This is a genomic window from Mesorhizobium sp. B2-1-1 (genome assembly GCF_006442975.2).
Classification (GTDB): domain Bacteria; phylum Pseudomonadota; class Alphaproteobacteria; order Rhizobiales; family Rhizobiaceae; genus Mesorhizobium.
Map to the genome: position 1 here is coordinate 472,965 of NZ_CP083954.1, position 16,502 is coordinate 489,466.

The following is a 16,502-nucleotide window of genomic DNA, read 5'->3' on the forward strand; positions in this document are numbered from 1 at the left end:
GTATTAGTTGCGTTCGATGGCGACCGCGCCGGCGGTGACGCCGTTGGCTTTGCCGAGAACGCAAGGGTTTGGCGCAAAAGGGATAATCGGCTCATATGCTGTGATTTTAAGCTGCCCGAGCCCCTTAGCCAGTAGACCGGTCGCCTGCTAATAGATATAAGTCAGCCGATATTTCTATAAACCGGCGCGGCCTTGATGGTCGCCGGGCAGGCCGGACAGGCCGGGGAACACGAACAGCATGAGTGAGACCACCGATATCGCGACGGCAAGGCGCCGCAAGGCGCCGGTGAAGCCCAAGGGCCGGGTCACCATGACCGACATTGCGCGCGCCGCCGGCTGCTCGCAGGCGACTGTTTCCTTCGTGCTCAACAATTCGCCTGGCATAAAACTGTCGCGGCAGACGCGCGAGCGGGTGATCGAGGCGGCGCGCGCGCTGGGCTATAGTGCGCCGGCCTTTTCGGCACTGAAGGCGCCGGCCAGCGCCTTCGACGGGCTGGACGGGGTGATCGGCTTCGCTGTCGACCAGCTCGCCACCAGCCCGGAAGCCGTCGTCGCCATCGAGGGCGCGCGCCAGGCCTCGTGGAACGCCGGCAACGTGCTTCTGGTGGCGCAGACCATGGGCGACGCCGTGATGGAGCCGCGCGCCATAGAGGCGCTGACCAGGCGGGGCATTTCGGCGCTGATCTACATGACCATCTTCACCCGCGAGATCACGGCGCCCGACTTCCTCTACAGCCTCGACATCCCGGTGATCCTGCTCAACTGCTACACGTCGGATTACGCCTTCCCCGCCGTGGTGCCCTCCGAGATCGCCGGCGGCCAGAGCTCCACCCGGCACTTGATCAGCCACGGCCACCGCCGCATCGCCACCATCACCGGCGAGCCCTGGATGCAGGCGGCGCAGGACCGCCTGAAAGGCTACCGCCGCGCTCTTGCCACTGCCGACATCCCTTTCGATCCCGAACTGGTGGTCGAGGGCGACTGGTCGGCAAGTGCCGGCTATGCCGCGACCGTCAAGCTCCTGGCGCTGAAGGACCGCCCGACCGCCATCTTCTGCCAGAACGACCGCACCGCGATCGGCTGCTACGAAGCGCTGAAGGAAGCCGGCCTGCACATCCCGCAGGACATCTCCGTGGTCGGCTACGACGACGAGGAAATCGCCAGGCATCTGTTCCCGCCGCTGACCACCTCGATCCTGCCGCATATGGCGATGGGCCAATGGGCGATCGAACAGCTCGAAGCGCCAGCGACGGTGGGACGGGGGCGCTATCCCATCACCAAGCTGGAATGTCCGCTGGTGGAGAGGGAGAGCGTGCGGGCCGTGGCAGGCTGACCGACCCGGCCGACAAGGCAAGCATTTGGGCGATGAAAACCGGCGCCGCGAGCGCCGGCAGGCCACGGACTTTCCCGTCGGACTTTCCCGCTGCCGGGGCCAGCCAGGCATGCCCTTTCAATTGGCACAGCAAGCGGTCGGGCGCCGGCCCCGAGGCCGCGAAGGCGTGAAAAATGCCGGCCAGCGACGCCGCGAGAGCCCGATTGCGCCAAGATTCGAGGACATTTGTTCCAAGCGCGGCGTGTTGGTTGAACAGATTGGGTTGCAGGCATAGCCTTGCGTCGTCCACCGGGGCTCGCCTCGAGCTTGCGGGGGCAACAGGCGGCGGATCGCGGCGTGCCGCTGATCGAGGAGACGAACATGCAGCTCGAACAATCCCTTGCCGGCATGCGCCGGCGCGACCTTCTCAAAATGATCGGCATTACGGCGGGCAGCGCCGCAATGTACCAGGCCATGACCAGCATGGGGCTGGCGGCAGAGTCCGATTACAAGGGACCGATCAAGCTCGAAGGCGACCCGAAGGGCGCTTCGGTGCTCGTCCTGGGCGCCGGCCTGGCCGGCATGCTGGCGGCCTTGGAACTGCGCCAGGCCGGCTACAAGGTGAAGATCCTCGAATACAATGCCCGCGCCGGCGGCCGCAACTGGACGATACGCGGCGGCGACACCGTTACCGAACTCGGCGGCTACACGCAGAAATGCGAGTTCGACGAGGGGCTCTACCTCAATCCCGGCCCCTGGCGCATCCCTTACCATCACAACGGGCTGTTGGCCTACTGCCGGAGGCTCGGGGTGACGCTGGAGCCGTTCCAGCAGACCAATCACAACGCCCTGCTGCACTCGACCGAGGCCTTCGGCGGCAAGCCCAAGCGCGTGCGCGAGATCGAGACCGACTTCAAGGGCCACACGTCGGAGTTGCTGGCCAAGGTGGCCAAGAAGGGCCAGTTGGAAGGGCTCGTCTCCAAGGAGGACCAGGAGGTGCTGCTCGAGGCGCTGCAGTCCTGGGGCGCGCTGGACAAGGACTACAGCTACAAATCCAGCCTCGCGACCGCCGAATTCCGCGGCTACGAGAAGGAGCCGGGCGGCGGCATCGGCGCCGAGCCGGTGGCGGGTCAGATCATCGGCGCGTCCGACGTGCTGAATTCGCGCCTGTGGGGCAGCCTCGCCAACTTCTCGCTCTACGAATTCCAGACCACCATGTTCCAGCCGGTCGGCGGCATGGGCAGGATCGGCGAAGCCTTCGCCAAGCAGGTCGGCGGCCTCATCACCTACAATGCCAAGGTCACCAAGATCGCCCAGAACGACAAGGGCGTGACGGTGACCTATGAGGACGCGAAAAACCCCGGAACCGCCCAGGAGGCCAGCGCCGACTGGTGTGTGTGCACCATTCCGCTCACCATCCTCAGCCAGATCGAAATCCAGGTGGGCGGCGCCATGCAGGCGGCGATCGGGGCGGTGCCCTATGCGTCCTCGGTCAAGGTCGGCCTGCAGATGAAGCGCCGTTTCTGGGAGGAGGACGAATCGATCTTCGGCGGCGTCAGCTACACCAACCTGCCGATCTCGCAGATCTCCTACCCCAGCACCGGCTTCAACGCCGGCGGCAAGGGCGTGCTGCTCGGCTGCTACACATGGAACGGACCGAACTCCTACGAATTCACCGCCATGACCCCGCAGGAGCGCGTGCAGAAGGCGGTGGAATACGGCGCGCAGCTCCACCCGCAATACAAGCAGGAGTTCGAGACCGGCGTTTCCTGGGCATGGCACCGCTCGCCCTTCACCCTTGGCTGCGCGGGCGACTGGACCGAAGAGGCGCGCAAGGAGCATTACGACAATCTGTGCCAGATCGACGGCCGCATCGTGCTGGCCGGCGAGCATGCCTCCTACATTCCCGCCTGGCAGGAGGGCGCGATCCTGTCCTCGCTCAACGCCATCACCCGCCTGCACCAGCGCGTCATGCAGGGATGAGGCCATGCCGATTCCTTCGTTCACCCCGTATCCCGCGAGGCATCCCATCATGAGCAGCTCCTTCAAAAGACCCTGCGGTCTCATCGCCGCCATGGCTGCCGCCATGGCGTTCACGGCTCCCGGCGCGTTCGCCGATTCGGCCGGCGTCACGTTCAGCCAGGGCGATACTTTCACCGAAAAGGACGGCGCGGCGCTCTATGCCAATGTCTGCGCCGCCTGCCACCTGGACAAGGGGCAAGGCGCGGTCGGCGCCGGCCACTATCCGGCGCTGGCCAAGAACAAGAACCTGGAGACCGGCGGCTATCCCGTAAGCCTCGTCCTGCACGGGCAAAACGGCATGCCGCCGGTGGGGCAGATGATGAGCGACGACCAGGTCGCGGCCGTGGTCAACTATGTCAGGACGCATTTCGGCAACGACTACAAGGATGCCGTGACGGCGCAGGACGTGAAGGATGTCCGCTGAGTGGCGGATGTCGCCCGCACATGCGGCAACGCAAACCGCGCGGCGGGCATTCCGGCGCTCGCCGCCCTCTCGAATGGAAGGAAACGGGTCATGAAATCATCGATCGGGAAATCATGGATCGGGGCCGCCGTGCTGGCGGCGGGAATGCTGGCCGCCGGCGCGGCCTTGGCCGACGACGTCGTTCGCCACAAGATTCCGAATTCGGATTTTCCGATCCTGCGCGCCGTCGAGGTGCCGGCCGGCAAGACCACGGTCTATCTCAGCGGCGCCGTGCCGTCGGTCATCGACGAGAAGGCGGACAAGGCGACGGTCGCCGCCTATGGCGACACCGAGGCCCAGACCGGCTCGGTGCTGAAGTCGATCGACAAGACGCTGGCCGATCTCGGCCTGAAGATGGGCGACGTCGTCAAGATGCAGGTCTTCCTGGTCGGCGATCCCGCCAAGGGCGGCAAGATGGATTTCGCCGGTTTCATGAAAGGCTACACGAAGTTTTTCGGGACCAAGGACCAGCCGAACCTGCCGACGCGTTCGGTGGTGCAGGTCGCGGGCCTTGCCGGCCCCGGCTTCCTGGTCGAAATCGAAGTGACCGCCGTGCGGCCCTGAAGCCGGGGCGTTCGGCCAGCCCGTCGAGCCAGGATGCCGAACGGGCTGGCGAGGCGCGGATCTGGCGGGCCGCGAACCGGGGCGGCTGAAGCGGCCTCGCTCGCCCAGGCACCCACCGAAAGGCGGAGCCGGGCGATGTTGACCCGCCAGTGAGGGCTAAACCGCGCGGAGCCCACGCCCATGCACTAGCCATTCGTCGAAGGCAGGTTGCGGGATCGCGGACGGAAAACCGCCTCACGCTTTTCCCGGAATTGCCCTAGCCTCGCCTCTTCAGCGCAGGGAGAGCGAGATGACCTCAAGTTTCACCGTTCATGACGCCAGCGGATATGAGCAGCTCATGGGCCGCTGGAGCCGCAAGCTCGCGCCCAAATTCATCGACTTCGCCGGGCTTGCCCGCGGCGAAAAGATCCTCGACGTCGGCTGCGGCACCGGCAGCCTGACATTCGAGCTGGCCAAATCCGCCGACCTCGCGGCGATCGCGGCAATCGACTTTTCGCCCGTCTTCGTCGAGGCGGCGAAGCGGCGCAACACCGACCCGCGCATCGAGATCCAGCAAGCCGACGCCACCGCCTTGCCGTTCGCCGACGATGGTTTCGACCGCGCGCTGGCGCTGCTCGTGCTCCACTTCGTGCCGGAGGCCGGCAAGGCGGTGGGCGAGATGCGCCGCGTGGTGCGGCCGGGCGGCGTGGTGGCGGCCGTCGTGTGGGATCATCTCGGTGGCATGCCCGGCATGCGCATGATGATCGACACGGTGGCCGCGCTCAGCGAAGGCGGACGCCAGATGCGCAGCCGCTATTGCTTCCAGCCGATGATGCAGCCGGGCGAAATGAAGCGGACTTTTGTCGAGCAGGACCTGGCCGACGTGACCGAAACCGAGCTGATGATCCGCATGGACTACCGGGACTTCGACGACTATTGGGCGCCGATAGCGGCCGGCGAAGGCCCGCTCGGCAAATACATGATGACGCTCGATCCAGCCGAGCGGACGCGCAGCGAGGCCGCCGTCCGCGATGCCTATGAGGCCGGCCGGCCGGATGGCGCGCGGTCGTTTGCGAACGTTGCCTGGGCTTGCAGGGGCGTGGTGCGGTAAGGGCGCCGAAGAACCGCCCATCCGCCATCTGCCGCCCAGGCCGGTCTCCATGAAGACGCACCGGCGCTATTGCGGCAGACCGGCGGCCTGCAGCGCCTCGCCGAGGCATTGCGCGACCGCCGGGGCGCAATGTACGGCGGCGAACTGCCGACCGTAGCGAAACGTCGGATGCAGCTCACGCACCCGCGCCGCTGCCGCCATCGCCTCGTCCAGCCGGCCGAGCTTGGCCAAGGCGGCGGCCAGTTGCACATAGGTGATGCTGTGGGCGGGATTGGCCTGCACCGACCTGTATGCGGCACGGCAGGCCTCGTCATAGCGGCCGCGCAGCAGATGGCTCATCGCCTGCGCGTCGAAGGCGGCGAAGGCCCAGGGGTCGAAGGGGCTGAGCCGCATCCCGCGCTCGCTCCACGCGATGGCCTGCTCCGCTTCGCCGCTCCAGCCGAGGATGACGCTGCCCAGAATGTAGGTCAGGGCGGATGACGGGCTGACGGCAAGCGCGGCTTCCAGGGCGGTGAAGGCGGCCTTGCGGTCATGTCCATCCATGCCGATCGAAAACCCCGCAAGGGTAAGCGCGGCCGCGTCGTCCTGTCCGTGCAGGATGGCCAGCCGGGCATGGCGTACCGAAGCCTCGCGATCGGCTTCCTGCAAGCCGGCGCGAAGGAACAGGCAATGATGGCACATGGCGGCATTGCCGTGGGCAAGCGCATAGGTCGGCTCGAGTTCGATGGCGCGTTCGAGCAGCACGAGCGCCTGCGCCACCCGTTCGGGCATGCCGGAACCCACGTCCGGCTGGGCGCGCAGCACGAGGTCGTAGGCATCGAGACTGTCGGGGCGCTTGCGCCTCACCCTCTCGATTTCGACGCGCCGCAGGCTGGGCGCGATCGCGCCGACGGCCGCCAGCGCGATCTCATCCTGGAGCGCGAAAATATCGGCGGAGGCGCGGTCGAAGCGCTCGGCCCATATGTGGGCGCCGGTCGAGGTGTCGATCATCTGGCCGGTGACGCGCACGCTGCCGCCGGCCCTGCGCACGCTGCCTTCGAGCACATAGTGGACGCCGAGCTCGCGGCCGACCTGCTTCACGGCCACCGCGCGCCCCTTATAGGTGAAGGAGGAGTTGCGCGCGATGACGAACAGCCAGTTGATGCGCGCCAGGCCGGTGGTGATGTCGTCGACGATGCCGTCGGCGAAATAGTCCTGCTCCGGATCACCGCTCAGGTTCGAGAACGGCAGAACCGCGATCGAAGGCTTGCCGGGCCATGTCAGCGTTGCCGCCTCGGGGCCGAGACCACCGATCGCGACCTCGGGCCCGACATAGCGATAGCCGTGCCGCGGCAGCGTCTCGATCCAGCTTCCGCCGCCGGCCGCGCTCTCCAGCATGCGCCTGGCCGCCGCGATCTGCACCGTCAGATTGCTGTCCTCGATCGCTTGGCCCGGCCATGCGGCGTCGATCAGCGCCTGCTTGGGAACCGGCTTGCCCGTGCGTTCGACAAGCAGCGCCAGCAGCGCGACGGCCCGTTGGCCGAGCGGCGTCGGCTGGTCACCGTGGAACAGGATCCCGGCTTCGCCGTCGATGCGAAAGGGGCCAAAGGCGAGGCTCGTTGCCATTCCCGAAGGAGATACCGTTTGCAATCTTTTCGCAATGATTTCGCAACGGCTTCACGACTGGCCGGCCGGGTAGAGGCATCCTGTGCCGGTGGCTGCGGGAAAAAGCAGCGAACCGATGGAGGATCAAATGAGCGCCGCCCCTGTCATCCGGATGCCCGACGAGAACAAGGGGGTCATGCTGCGTGGCCAGCCGATGGTGTTTCTCGTCACCGGCGAGGATACCAGACACACGAGCATGTTCGACTGCACCATACCGGCCGGCTTCGCCACCGGCCTGCATATCCATCGCGTGCAGGAAGAGACCTTCTATGTGCTTGACGGCGAATGTGTCTGGCACGTCGGCGCGCAGGTAATCCGGGCGACCCCCGGCACCTTCCTGTTCATTCCGCCCGGCGTGCAGCACAACATCACCAATGTCGGCGAGAAACCGGCCCGCGTGCTGATGACCGTCTCGCCGCCCGGGCATGAGCATTATTTCGAGGAACTTGCCAGGCTGGCCGCAAAGAGCTCCCCGGACCCGAAGGCGCTTGCCGAGCTGCGGAACCGCTACGACACCGACCAGCTCTCCACGTTGACGGCGAGTGCCTAGGCGCAGTTGGTACATAGGCGTGATCGGCATGCTTCCGGCGTAACGGCGGCCTTCGGTGCCTCGGATGCCTGGACACAGCAAAGATCATCGCTGCGGCCGAGAGCCGGCCGTCCGACGCGGAGAATCCTGCACCTGGATAAAAGCGCCCAATGGTCTAAGTTGTGCCCGGAGGCTCCCGACGTCTTTTCGCAAAAGGTTCCCGAATGACACTTGGCGGACCGCGCCCGACCTGGCTTACTTTCGACTGCTACGGCACGCTGATCCAGTGGGATGAAGGGCTGATGACCGCGATGGAGACGATCCTGTCGCGCAAGGGCCGCAGGATCGAGGCGCAGAAATTCATCCCGGTCTACGACCGGCACGAACACCAGCTCGAGCATACCAAGCCGCACCTCTCCTTCGCCGAGGTGACCGCCAAAGCGCTGCATCTGGCGATGCAGGACTTTTCGCTGGAAGCGGAAGCCGGAGACGCCGAACTGCTGACATCCTCGATCGGCCGCATGCCGCCCTTCCCGGAGGTCGTCGCGACGCTGCAAAGGCTGAAGCAAGCCGGCTTCAGGCTGGCGATCATCTCCAACACCGGCGACGCCATCATCGCCGGCAATGTCGCGCAGCTGGGCGGCGCCATCGACCGGGTCATCACGGCGCAACAGGCGCAGGCCTACAAGCCGTCGCGGCAAATCTTCGAACACGCCTGGCGCACCCTTGGCGTGACCAGGAACGAGCTGGTCCACATCTGCGCCAGCCCGCATCTCGACCTGACCGCCGCACGCGACCTCCACTTCCGCGCGGTCTGGGTCGATCGCGGGACGGGACGACGCCCGCCGGCGGATTATGAGCCGGACGCGGTGGCGCATGGGCTGGATGATGTGCCGGGGTTTTTTGGGGCGGCTGGGTGGATTTAGGATATCGGAGGGTTGGGCGCGTAGGGTTGAACCACTCCAAAGCCCTTCGGGCCAAAAGTGTCACCCATGTCTCCGGTATAAACCGTAACCTATGTGTCCGGGCCGTACACCCGATTTCCTTGGCGCACCCGACAGGATTCGAACCTGTGACCTCTGCCTTCGGAGGGCAGCGCTCTATCCAGCTGAGCTACGGGTGCTTCCCGGCGGGCCGGAAAACGAACCGGGTGAACCGGCAAGTCACGGCTTCTTAGCGGAAGCGGGCGCGGGCTTCAACGGGCAATTGGAGATTGGCGCGGCGTCGCCTGGTGGGGTGGATTGGTCCTTTCACGGGTGCGGGCCTGTTGGATGTGGCGCTCCCCCTCTCCGTCTCGGCTTCGCCGAGCCACCTTGCCGGGGCGAGCCCAGGGTCTCGCCCGTCCTTCGAGCCCCCAGTTTGTGGGGCGAGGAACCTCCCTCACCCGCCCGCCTCACCTCGCACCGCCCGCCTCCTCACTCCCCGTGCCGCCCTCTTCGCCTTCTTCGCTCCGGTCAGCTCATGCATGGCGTCGAGCTGCATCTGCTGCATCTCGGCCAGGCGCGTCCATTGGCGCGAGATGAGGTAGTCCAGTTTTTCGTGCAAATGGCGCACTTCGAGCTCGGCCTTGAGGTTGACGCGGTAGTCGTTGAAGGAGCGCAGGCGGTCTTTCACCTCCTGGCGCTTCTGGCTCATCATGATGATGGGCGCCTGGATGGCGGCGATGCAGGAGAGCAGCAGGTTGAGCAGGATGAAGGGGTAGGGATCGAAGGCGCGGTTCAAGCCCTCGAACAGGTTGATGGCGATCCACACCAGGAGCACGCCGGCGAACGAGATCAGGAACCACCAGCTGCCGCCGAAGGCCGCCATGTTGTCGGAGACGCGGTCGGCAAAGGAGCGGTGCTCCTCGAACTCCTCTTCCGAGTTTTCCGAAATCGTGTCCTGCCGGGCGATCGATTCCACCACCTGGCGGTCGAGCTCGGAAAATTCGCCGTGCTCCTGCTGGAGCAGCTCCTCCATGTAGCGCATGCGGTAGCGGCCGAGCTCCTCGCGGCTGATGCGGGCGCCATGCGGCAGGTCGGGATGGTCGGAGCGGATGCGGTCGGCCAGGCTCGGGCGCAGGTCGTCGATGCGCACCAGGTCGCGCTTGCGGAATTTGCGGCCCGAGATCGCCGACGGCCTTTTCTTGGGCTTGGCCCGCGAGGCTCCGGGCAAGGCCGGCTCTGAGTCCGGCACTTCCGGCGTGTCGAAATGCTCGTCCGAAACCCCGTGCAGGTCCTCCCCGGTGGTCGGCGCCTCGAAATATTCGCCGCCGCTGTCATTGTCCGCCTGCTGCTCGGACGCCTTGGGGAGGGTGCTCATGATGCGGGCTCCTGCTGTGGTGGAAGACGATAGACCGATGCGGCGATGCTTAGCCAGCATCGCGGCGATTTGGCATGCCTATGCCACGCCTTGCGGACGATTGCGTGACAGGAAGGGGCAGCGGGCCGCCTTTCGGGGCTCGCCTGGTAGACATTCGAGGTTGGCGGCGGCTCTGTGAAATCGTCATCAACCGCTGAGGAACCATAACGGGGCGAAGCTCCGTTGCGGAGCCTGGATCCATTCCGTGACATTGGCGGCGGTGGAGCAGAATTGCGAACCGTTGCGGCGCCTGCGAGTCGCGGCATGGATCCTCGGGTCTGCGCGACGTCGCTACGCTCCTTGCTCCGACGAAGTGATTGGCCGGCGCCTGGGCGACGGCAATAAAAAACCCGCCTTGCGGCGGGTGGCTGGCGCAAATCAGCACCATAGCGAAAATAGTAGCATAGTTGCCTTCACCCTGTCAAGAAAAAATTCCTATCGGGTCAGTCGACGCCATCGCCCGCTTTCGAGCGACTGCGCCGCCCCTCACTGTCCTGCCGGACATCTCTCCCCGTGGAACGGGGAGAGAGGGGCTGTTATCGCCGGTTTCGCCCATCACCAACGCTGCAAAAGGGTGCCGAGGTTGCGGCCAGCCCCTTCTCCCCGTCACTATACGGGGAGAAGTGCCCGGCAGGGCGATGAGGGGCGGCACCGACTTCGATAGTTGAGCAAGCTGGTCCGAAGCGAGGCAGCCCCGAAGCTCGCCCCGCTCACTGCTGTTCGGCGTACATCACCCTGGTCGGGGCGTCGGCCGGCGACAAATTGCGCTGGATCAGCGCCTCGACATGGTCGTTGCGCTGGCGGGCGCTGTCGGCGCCCATCACCACCACGATCAGCTGGCGGCCATCGGCTTCGTAGGAGGTGACGATGTTGAAGCCGGAAGCCCTGATATAGCCGGTCTTGATGCCGTTCACGCCGCGCACGCGGCCGAGCATGTCGTTATGGCCGCGCACCAGCCGGCCGCGGAACATGAAGTCGCTTTCGGAAAAATAGTGGAAATGCTGGGGGAAGCGCTGGTGCAGCGCCATGCCGAGCACCGCCATGTCGCGCGCGCTGGTGACCTGGCCGTCGTCGGGCAGGCCCGAGGCGTTGCGGAAAATGGTGCTGGTCATGCCAAGCTGGCGCGCCTTCGACGTCATCATGGCGGCGAACTCGTCCTCCGAGCCGCCGAGATATTCGCCCACCGCCACCGCCACGTCATTGGCCGACTTGACGACGATGGCGCGGATGGCGGAATCCACGTCGATCGTTTCCCCGCGCCGGAAGCGCATCTTGGTCGGCGGCTGCGAGGCCGCGTGGTCGGAGACCGGGATCTGCGTTTCCTTGGAGACGCGGCCGCTCTCCATCGCCTCGAACAGGAGGTAAAGCGTCATCATCTTGGTCAGCGAGGCCGGATAGCGCTGCGCCCTCGAATTGACCTCGAACAGCTGCTTGCCGCTTCTGATATCGACGACGATGGCCGCGTATTTCTGCGGCGGCGCCGGCACGGCGAGCACAGAGTCCGGCGGTGTCGTGGTCGAGCAGCCCGCAGCCATCAGCAACAGGCCAAGGGCGACGAGAAGTCTCTGGACGAGCGGAAGGCGACGCAAGGGGGACAAGGACAGGTCTGTTCTGGCTGGGCTGTTGCTGAGATGCGGCGAAGCTAACGTAACCCGCCAGCCGCGTCCATTTGGTTAATGGCGGTAGCCCCAGCTTTGTCTGCTTTCGCAAGCTTGTGTTCCAAGGATGATGCAAAATGCCGGTCGCGGCGCTTGCGCATCCGGTGGCGAACGGTTCTTGTTGCGCCTTCGGATTCGATGAGAGCGCTATGGACACGGTCACCCTCAAGGCACGCGGCATTTCGGTTTCGCTGGACACCACGGTCGGCCATATCGCCGACATGGTGATCGAGAATGGCGGGGTGGTCGAGGACGGCGGGCGCCAATTACGGCCGCTGCACCGCGCACCCTGGGTCGGCGCGCCACGCGACACGCTGCCGGCCGACTTGCCCGAGGGCACGGTGCGGCTGTCCGGCGATTTCCTGTGCGCGCCGTTTTCGCGCAGCGACGTCGAGGAAGCACCGCTGCATGGCTGGCCGGCCAACAGCGCCTGGGACGTCACCGAAAGCAGCGCCCTGGACGGCGGCTGGCGAGCCGTTTTCCGGCTGCGCCGCAAGGTCATGGGCGCGACCGTCGACAAGATCCTGACGCTGCGCGACGGCCATGCCTTCCTCTATCAGGAACATGTGTTTTCCGGCGGCCGCGGCGCGATCTCCGTCGCCCATCATCCGATGACGGCGATGACGGATGGCGGCCGGCTGGCCTTTTCGCCAAAACGCTTCGCGGCCTCGCCCGCCGATCCGCTGGAGCCCGATCCCGCGCGCGGCCGCTTCCTGCTCGCCTATCCCGGGCGCAGCAGCGATCTCGGCCATTTTCCCGCCGCCGGCGGCGGCACGCTCGACCTGACGGATTACCGCATGGACGACCGGCGCGAGGATTTCGTCACGCTGGTCGAGGCCGATCATGGCGGGCCGGGCTGGACGGCCCTGGCGCGCCGGGCCGAGGACGATCTGGTTCTGGTGCTGAAGAACCCGGCGGAGCTGCCGGTCACCATGCTGTGGTTCAGCAATGGCGGCCGCGACTACGCGCCGTGGAGCGGCCGGCATCTGGGCGTGCTCGGCATCGAGGACGGGCGCACGGCGATAGGCCATGCCGCCTCGATCGGCGACAACTGGCTGACGCGCGAAGGCGTGGCGACGGCGTTCGCGCTCGGCGAAGGCGCCAGCGTCTCCTTCCGCCATGTCATCGGCGCACTGCCGCTGGCGGGCGGCGAGCCGCCGCAAGAGGTCACCACGGCGGAGGGCCGCATGCGGCTCTTGGGCCGAGGCTCGGCGCGGGAGGTGCCGTTCGACAGCGATTTCCTGCGCATCGGGCAGGCCGCGGCTGGTTGAGCGGATTGGCTTCGAACGTCGGCGTTTCGACACTTGACCACCGCACCTTACCCAAAATGCCGGTTTGAAATTTCCGCCGAGTGCCGACAGAATAACGGTCGCGCCAACCATCAGGGGCAAGCGAGGCCGCCATGTCCGAAATCGCCCATCTCGCCGCCACCATCTTCAAGCGCGCCGGCAAGGCAAAGCGCTTCATCGTCGCCATTGCCGGACCGCCGGGGGCCGGCAAGTCGACATTGTCGGCGAGCCTGCACGATCTGCTGCCGGAAGGCGCCGTGGAGGTCGTGCCGATGGACGGCTTCCACTATGACGACGTCGTTCTCAACCAGCGCGGGCTGCGCGCGCGAAAGGGCGCGCCGGATACGTTCGACTTCGGCGGCTTCGAGACGCTTCTGAAGCGCATCCGGGCGGGCGAGCCCGACATCGCCATCCCGGTGTTCGACCGCGGCATGGAACTGTCGCGCGCCGCGGCGGCGATCATCGGCGCAGAGACCAAATTCATCCTGGTCGAGGGCAATTACCTGCTGCTCGACGAGGAGCCGTGGTCGCGGCTGGCGCCGCTGTTCGATTTCTCGATCTTCGTCGAGGTGCCGCGCAACGAGCTCGAGCGCCGGCTGATGGAGCGCTGGCACGAACATGGCCGCTCTGAGGAGGATGCGCGCGCCTGGATCGCCTCCAACGACATGCCCAACATCGAACGCGTGCTGGCGCGGCGCCGGGCGGCCGACCTGGTGATTGGTTAACCTGCTAAATTGTCGGTATTTTTCGACGGGAACCTTAAGGGGTTTCGCACCGTTATGGGATCCGATTGTCCTGCGTAAGGGGATTTTGCAATGGCAACCAAGGCAAGAAAACCCGCGACCGCCAAGACCAGGGCGACGAAAACGACGCAGGCGAAAGCCGGCGCTGGTCCGGCGATCGCCGAACGTTCGAAGGACGCCAAACCCAGCTTCGGCAAGGCCGCGCCTCGGAAGGTCGCGGCCGCGGCCGCAAAGCCGGCCAGCGCGCGCAAGCCGGCGCCAGAGAAATCCGGCGCCGTCCGCACCGTGGCAAGCGTCGCGGCCGGCGCGGTGGTGGCGACGGCACGCGGCGCCGCTTCGCTGGCGGCTTCCGTGATGGGCAAGGGCGGCCCGAAAGCCAAGGCGAAATAGCCCAGCCGGGCCGGCCAAGGCTACGATATCCCGCGCCCCAGGGCGGCCGGGCCGCTTCAGCCCTTTGCCGGGATTGTCAGGCCCTTCTGCACCGCCGGCCGAGCCAGGCCGCGCTCCAGCCATGCCGCCACATGCGCGAAATCATCGAAGCCGACGAGGTCGCGCGCTTCATAAAAGCCGATCAGATTGCGCACCCAGCCGATGAGCGAGATGTCGGCGATGGTGTAGTCATTGTCCATGATCCATCTGCGGCCCTTCAGCCTGCCGTCGAGAACGCCGAGCAGGCGGCGCGATTCATCGCGGTAGCGCTCCAGCGGCCGCTTGTCGGCAATCTCACGGCCGGCGAATTTGTGGAAAAAGCCGACCTGGCCGAAGATCGGGCCGACGGCCGCCATCTGGAAGAACACCCACTGGATCGTCTCGTAGCGCCGCGCCGCGTCCGCCGGGACGAGCAGGCCGGTCTTGTCGGCGAGGTAGAGCAGGATGGCGCCGGACTCGAACAGGCCGATCGGCTTGCCGTCGGGACCGTTCGGATCGATGATCGCCGGTATCTTGCCGTTGGGATTGAGCGACAGGAATTCCGGCGTCCAGCTTTCGTTTTTGCCGATGTCCACATAATGCGGCTCGTAGGCCAGGCCGATCTCTTCCAGGGCGATCGATATCTTCACCCCGTTCGGGGTCGTCGCCGAATAGAGCTGGATCCGGTCCGGATGCCTGGCCGGCCAGCGGGCGGTGATTGGAAAGGCGGACAGGTCGGCCATCGAGAACTCCTGGGCGGGATTTCGCACCGAGCGGCGCGGTCTGGGTGGGGTCGGCAAAGAATTAGGCGTACGCCCCGGCACGATCAATGCGGCGTCAGGCGTTTGGCCGTGCACGCACAGTCAACAAATCGAATGATGCCGGCATCGGGAGCCGGCAGATTGACCTGCCGGGCAGAACACGATCGCCGGGATCAGATCGCCTTGAAGGCCAGCACCGCATTGGTGCCGCCAAAGGCGAAGCCGTTGCTGATGGCGGCGCGCACCTTGCGCTCGCGCGCGACGTTCGGCGTCACGTCGAGATCGCAATCGGGGTCGGCCTCGCGGAAATTCGCCGTGGGCGGCACCACGCCCTCTCGGATCGCCATCACGCAGGCGATCATCTCCAGCCCGCCCGAGGCGCCAAGGCAATGGGCATGCATCGACTTGGTCGAGGAGACGGAAAGCGAGCGCGCGTGCTCGCCGAAGACGCGCTTGATCGCGGCGGTCTCGATCTGGTCATTGGCCTTGGTGCCGGTGCCGTGCGCATTGAGGTAGTCGATGTCCTCGGGATTCAACCCGGCGTCCGCCAGGCAGAAACGCATCGCCGCTTCCGGCCCTTCTATGGTCGGCGCAACGATGTCGGAGGCATCGGCCGAGAGGCCGGCGCCGACGATTTCGGCGAGGATGTTTGCGCCGCGCGCCACCGCATGATCGTAGCTTTCCAGAACCGCCATGCCGGCGCCTTCGCCCAACACCAGGCCCTGACGATCGGCCGAAAACGGCCGGCAGGTATCGGGCGACAGCACGCGCAGAGCCTCCCACCCCTTCAGCACGCCCCAGACCAGCGGCGCCTCGGTGCCGCCGGCGACCATGACGTCGGCGCGGCCGAGCCTGATCTGGTCGACCGCCGATGCGATGGCGTGGTTGGCCGACGAGCAGGCCGAAGTGACGCCGAACACCGGTCCGCGCAGGCCGAGATGCATGCTGACCTGGCCGGCGGCGGCGCCCGGCATGACCTTCGGCACCGTGAAGATGCCGGCGCGATTCTTGCCCTCGATCAGGATGGCGCGATAGTTCTCCTCGACCGTCTCGAAGCCGCAGACGCCGATGCCGATAACGGCACCCATGCGGTAGGTATTGTCCGCATGGGCGGCCAAACCGGACTGCTGTAAGGCTTCGCGGGCGGCAATCACCGCCAACAGGCTGAAACGGTCCATCGACACCAGCTGCTTGCGCTCTATGCCATGGTCGGGCAGCGCCTTGATCTCGCAGCCGATCTTGACCTTCAAATCGTGCAGGAACGGGTTATCGATGGGGCCGATCGCCGAGCGGCCGGCGCGCATCTCGGTCCAGATCGCCGGCACGTCGGTGCCAAGCCCGCACAAACCGCCGATGCCGGTAATGACGACGCGCTTGTGCATCCGGTCAGGCTTTTTTCGCGATCAGCGCGCGAACGGCCTCGACCATGTCGCCAACATTCTTCAGGTTGCTCCAGGCATCGACCGTGTTCATCTCGATCTCGATGCCATACTGCTCCTCGAGATCGAAGATGATCTCGGTCAGTTCCAACGAATGGATGCCGAGCGCCGTCAATTCGGTGCTGGTGGTGATCTCCTCGCCGCCCGGCTCGGCATGAGCCTTGATCTTTTCGATGATTTCGGTCGCCAGTTGGTCAGCCATTCGGTTTCTTCCCCACTTTGTCGTTTCCCGACGCCAAC

Annotated in this window: 16 protein-coding genes and 1 tRNA gene; 10 read left to right on the forward strand and 7 right to left on the reverse strand. The window is 65.9% G+C overall.

Translation table 11 applies throughout. The features are described 5' to 3' along the window. Positions 1-238 precede the first annotated feature (238 nt). From FJ972_RS02200 to FJ972_RS02220, 5 genes are all read left to right on the forward strand, one after another. A complete protein-coding gene (locus FJ972_RS02200; protein WP_181167260.1) occupies positions 239-1,333 on the forward strand; it encodes a LacI family DNA-binding transcriptional regulator in 1,095 nt (364 codons plus the stop codon). Between the two features lie 360 nt (positions 1,334-1,693). Continuing rightward, positions 1,694-3,295, forward strand: coding sequence for a flavin monoamine oxidase family protein (locus tag FJ972_RS02205; protein WP_224618489.1), 1,602 nt, complete (start codon positions 1,694-1,696; stop codon positions 3,293-3,295). 49 nt (positions 3,296-3,344) lie between these two features. Further along, positions 3,345-3,758 carry a c-type cytochrome gene (locus FJ972_RS02210; RefSeq protein WP_140517716.1) on the forward strand — a complete coding sequence of 138 codons (414 nt, stop codon included), beginning with the start codon at positions 3,345-3,347 and terminating at the stop codon, positions 3,756-3,758. Positions 3,759-3,848: 90 nt separating this feature from the next. Next, on the forward strand, positions 3,849-4,361 hold the full coding sequence (locus tag FJ972_RS02215) for a RidA family protein (protein ID WP_140524154.1): 513 nt from the start codon (positions 3,849-3,851) through the stop codon (positions 4,359-4,361). Between the two features lie 289 nt (positions 4,362-4,650). Beyond that, the gene (locus FJ972_RS02220) at positions 4,651-5,451 is read left to right on the forward strand and encodes a class I SAM-dependent methyltransferase (RefSeq protein WP_140524156.1); all 801 of its coding nucleotides are present in this window, start codon (positions 4,651-4,653) and stop codon (positions 5,449-5,451) included. A gap of 66 nt (positions 5,452-5,517) precedes the next feature. Here the strand turns inward: FJ972_RS02220 and FJ972_RS02225 are convergent, their stop codons facing one another. Further along, positions 5,518-7,056, reverse strand: coding sequence for a winged helix-turn-helix domain-containing protein (locus FJ972_RS02225; RefSeq protein WP_140524158.1), 1,539 nt, complete (start codon positions 7,054-7,056; stop codon positions 5,518-5,520). A 127-nt stretch (positions 7,057-7,183) separates the two neighbouring features. Between FJ972_RS02225 and FJ972_RS02230 the strand changes: the two genes are divergently transcribed. Next, the gene (locus FJ972_RS02230) at positions 7,184-7,645 is read left to right on the forward strand and encodes a cupin domain-containing protein (RefSeq protein WP_140524160.1); all 462 of its coding nucleotides are present in this window, start codon (positions 7,184-7,186) and stop codon (positions 7,643-7,645) included. Positions 7,646-7,848: 203 nt separating this feature from the next. Continuing rightward, a complete protein-coding gene (locus FJ972_RS02235; RefSeq protein WP_140524162.1) occupies positions 7,849-8,550 on the forward strand; it encodes a haloacid dehalogenase type II in 702 nt (233 codons plus the stop codon). Between the two features lie 120 nt (positions 8,551-8,670). Here FJ972_RS02235 and FJ972_RS02240 read toward each other — a convergent pair. The 3 genes from FJ972_RS02240 to FJ972_RS02250 form a co-directional block, all read right to left on the reverse strand. Further along, positions 8,671-8,747, reverse strand: a tRNA-Arg gene (locus FJ972_RS02240). 257 nt (positions 8,748-9,004) lie between these two features. Further along, on the reverse strand, positions 9,005-9,925 hold the full coding sequence (locus FJ972_RS02245) for a DUF1003 domain-containing protein (protein WP_140524164.1): 921 nt from the start codon (positions 9,923-9,925) through the stop codon (positions 9,005-9,007). A 749-nt stretch (positions 9,926-10,674) separates the two neighbouring features. Further along, the gene (locus tag FJ972_RS02250; protein ID WP_226880486.1) at positions 10,675-11,499 is read right to left on the reverse strand and encodes a D-alanyl-D-alanine carboxypeptidase family protein; all 825 of its coding nucleotides are present in this window, start codon (positions 11,497-11,499) and stop codon (positions 10,675-10,677) included. Between the two features lie 272 nt (positions 11,500-11,771). On the opposite strand from FJ972_RS02250, the gene FJ972_RS02255 reads away from it, so the two are divergent. The 3 genes from FJ972_RS02255 to FJ972_RS02265 all read left to right on the forward strand — a co-directional run bounded on the left by FJ972_RS02255 (position 11,772) and on the right by FJ972_RS02265 (position 14,044). Further along, positions 11,772-12,893 (forward strand): hypothetical protein, encoded by a 1,122-nt coding sequence (locus FJ972_RS02255; RefSeq protein ID WP_140524167.1) that lies wholly within the window; start codon positions 11,772-11,774, stop codon positions 12,891-12,893. Positions 12,894-13,024: 131 nt separating this feature from the next. Then, positions 13,025-13,636, forward strand: a complete 612-nt coding sequence (locus FJ972_RS02260) for a nucleoside triphosphate hydrolase (RefSeq protein WP_140491298.1) — start codon at positions 13,025-13,027, stop codon at positions 13,634-13,636. A 90-nt stretch (positions 13,637-13,726) separates the two neighbouring features. Continuing rightward, a complete protein-coding gene (locus FJ972_RS02265; RefSeq protein WP_140524169.1) occupies positions 13,727-14,044 on the forward strand; it encodes a hypothetical protein in 318 nt (105 codons plus the stop codon). Between the two features lie 56 nt (positions 14,045-14,100). Here FJ972_RS02265 and FJ972_RS02270 read toward each other — a convergent pair whose 3' ends face one another. The 3 genes from FJ972_RS02270 to FJ972_RS02280 all read right to left on the reverse strand — a co-directional run bounded on the left by FJ972_RS02270 (position 14,101) and on the right by FJ972_RS02280 (position 16,464). Further along, complete coding sequence (locus FJ972_RS02270) at positions 14,101-14,805, reverse strand: glutathione S-transferase family protein (protein WP_140491302.1); 705 nt, start codon at positions 14,803-14,805, stop codon at positions 14,101-14,103. A gap of 191 nt (positions 14,806-14,996) precedes the next feature. Further along, positions 14,997-16,205, reverse strand: a complete 1,209-nt coding sequence (locus tag FJ972_RS02275) for a beta-ketoacyl-[acyl-carrier-protein] synthase family protein (RefSeq protein WP_140491304.1) — start codon at positions 16,203-16,205, stop codon at positions 14,997-14,999. A 4-nt stretch (positions 16,206-16,209) separates the two neighbouring features. Continuing rightward, positions 16,210-16,464 (reverse strand): acyl carrier protein, encoded by a 255-nt coding sequence (locus FJ972_RS02280; protein ID WP_140491308.1) that lies wholly within the window; start codon positions 16,462-16,464, stop codon positions 16,210-16,212. Positions 16,465-16,502 lie beyond the last annotated feature (38 nt).

What these genes read in the sequence shown, in the direction of transcription:
- FJ972_RS02200 (WP_181167260.1), top strand. Translation starts at nt 239, where the DNA reads ATGAGTGAGACCACCGATATCGCGACGGCAAGGCGCCGCAAGGCGCCG.
- FJ972_RS02205 (WP_224618489.1), top strand. Translation starts at nt 1,694, where the DNA reads ATGCAGCTCGAACAATCCCTTGCCGGCATGCGCCGGCGCGACCTTCTC.
- FJ972_RS02210 (WP_140517716.1), top strand. Translation starts at nt 3,345, where the DNA reads ATGAGCAGCTCCTTCAAAAGACCCTGCGGTCTCATCGCCGCCATGGCT.
- FJ972_RS02215 (WP_140524154.1), top strand. Translation starts at nt 3,849, where the DNA reads ATGAAATCATCGATCGGGAAATCATGGATCGGGGCCGCCGTGCTGGCG.
- FJ972_RS02220 (WP_140524156.1), top strand. Translation starts at nt 4,651, where the DNA reads ATGACCTCAAGTTTCACCGTTCATGACGCCAGCGGATATGAGCAGCTC.
- FJ972_RS02225 (WP_140524158.1), bottom strand. Translation starts at nt 7,056, where the DNA reads ATGGCAACGAGCCTCGCCTTTGGCCCCTTTCGCATCGACGGCGAAGCC.
- FJ972_RS02230 (WP_140524160.1), top strand. Translation starts at nt 7,184, where the DNA reads ATGAGCGCCGCCCCTGTCATCCGGATGCCCGACGAGAACAAGGGGGTC.
- FJ972_RS02235 (WP_140524162.1), top strand. Translation starts at nt 7,849, where the DNA reads ATGACACTTGGCGGACCGCGCCCGACCTGGCTTACTTTCGACTGCTAC.
- FJ972_RS02245 (WP_140524164.1), bottom strand. Translation starts at nt 9,925, where the DNA reads ATGAGCACCCTCCCCAAGGCGTCCGAGCAGCAGGCGGACAATGACAGC.
- FJ972_RS02250 (WP_226880486.1), bottom strand. Translation starts at nt 11,499, where the DNA reads ATGGCTGCGGGCTGCTCGACCACGACACCGCCGGACTCTGTGCTCGCC.
- FJ972_RS02255 (WP_140524167.1), top strand. Translation starts at nt 11,772, where the DNA reads ATGGACACGGTCACCCTCAAGGCACGCGGCATTTCGGTTTCGCTGGAC.
- FJ972_RS02260 (WP_140491298.1), top strand. Translation starts at nt 13,025, where the DNA reads ATGTCCGAAATCGCCCATCTCGCCGCCACCATCTTCAAGCGCGCCGGC.
- FJ972_RS02265 (WP_140524169.1), top strand. Translation starts at nt 13,727, where the DNA reads ATGGCAACCAAGGCAAGAAAACCCGCGACCGCCAAGACCAGGGCGACG.
- FJ972_RS02270 (WP_140491302.1), bottom strand. Translation starts at nt 14,805, where the DNA reads ATGGCCGACCTGTCCGCCTTTCCAATCACCGCCCGCTGGCCGGCCAGG.
- FJ972_RS02275 (WP_140491304.1), bottom strand. Translation starts at nt 16,205, where the DNA reads ATGCACAAGCGCGTCGTCATTACCGGCATCGGCGGTTTGTGCGGGCTT.
- FJ972_RS02280 (WP_140491308.1), bottom strand. Translation starts at nt 16,464, where the DNA reads ATGGCTGACCAACTGGCGACCGAAATCATCGAAAAGATCAAGGCTCAT.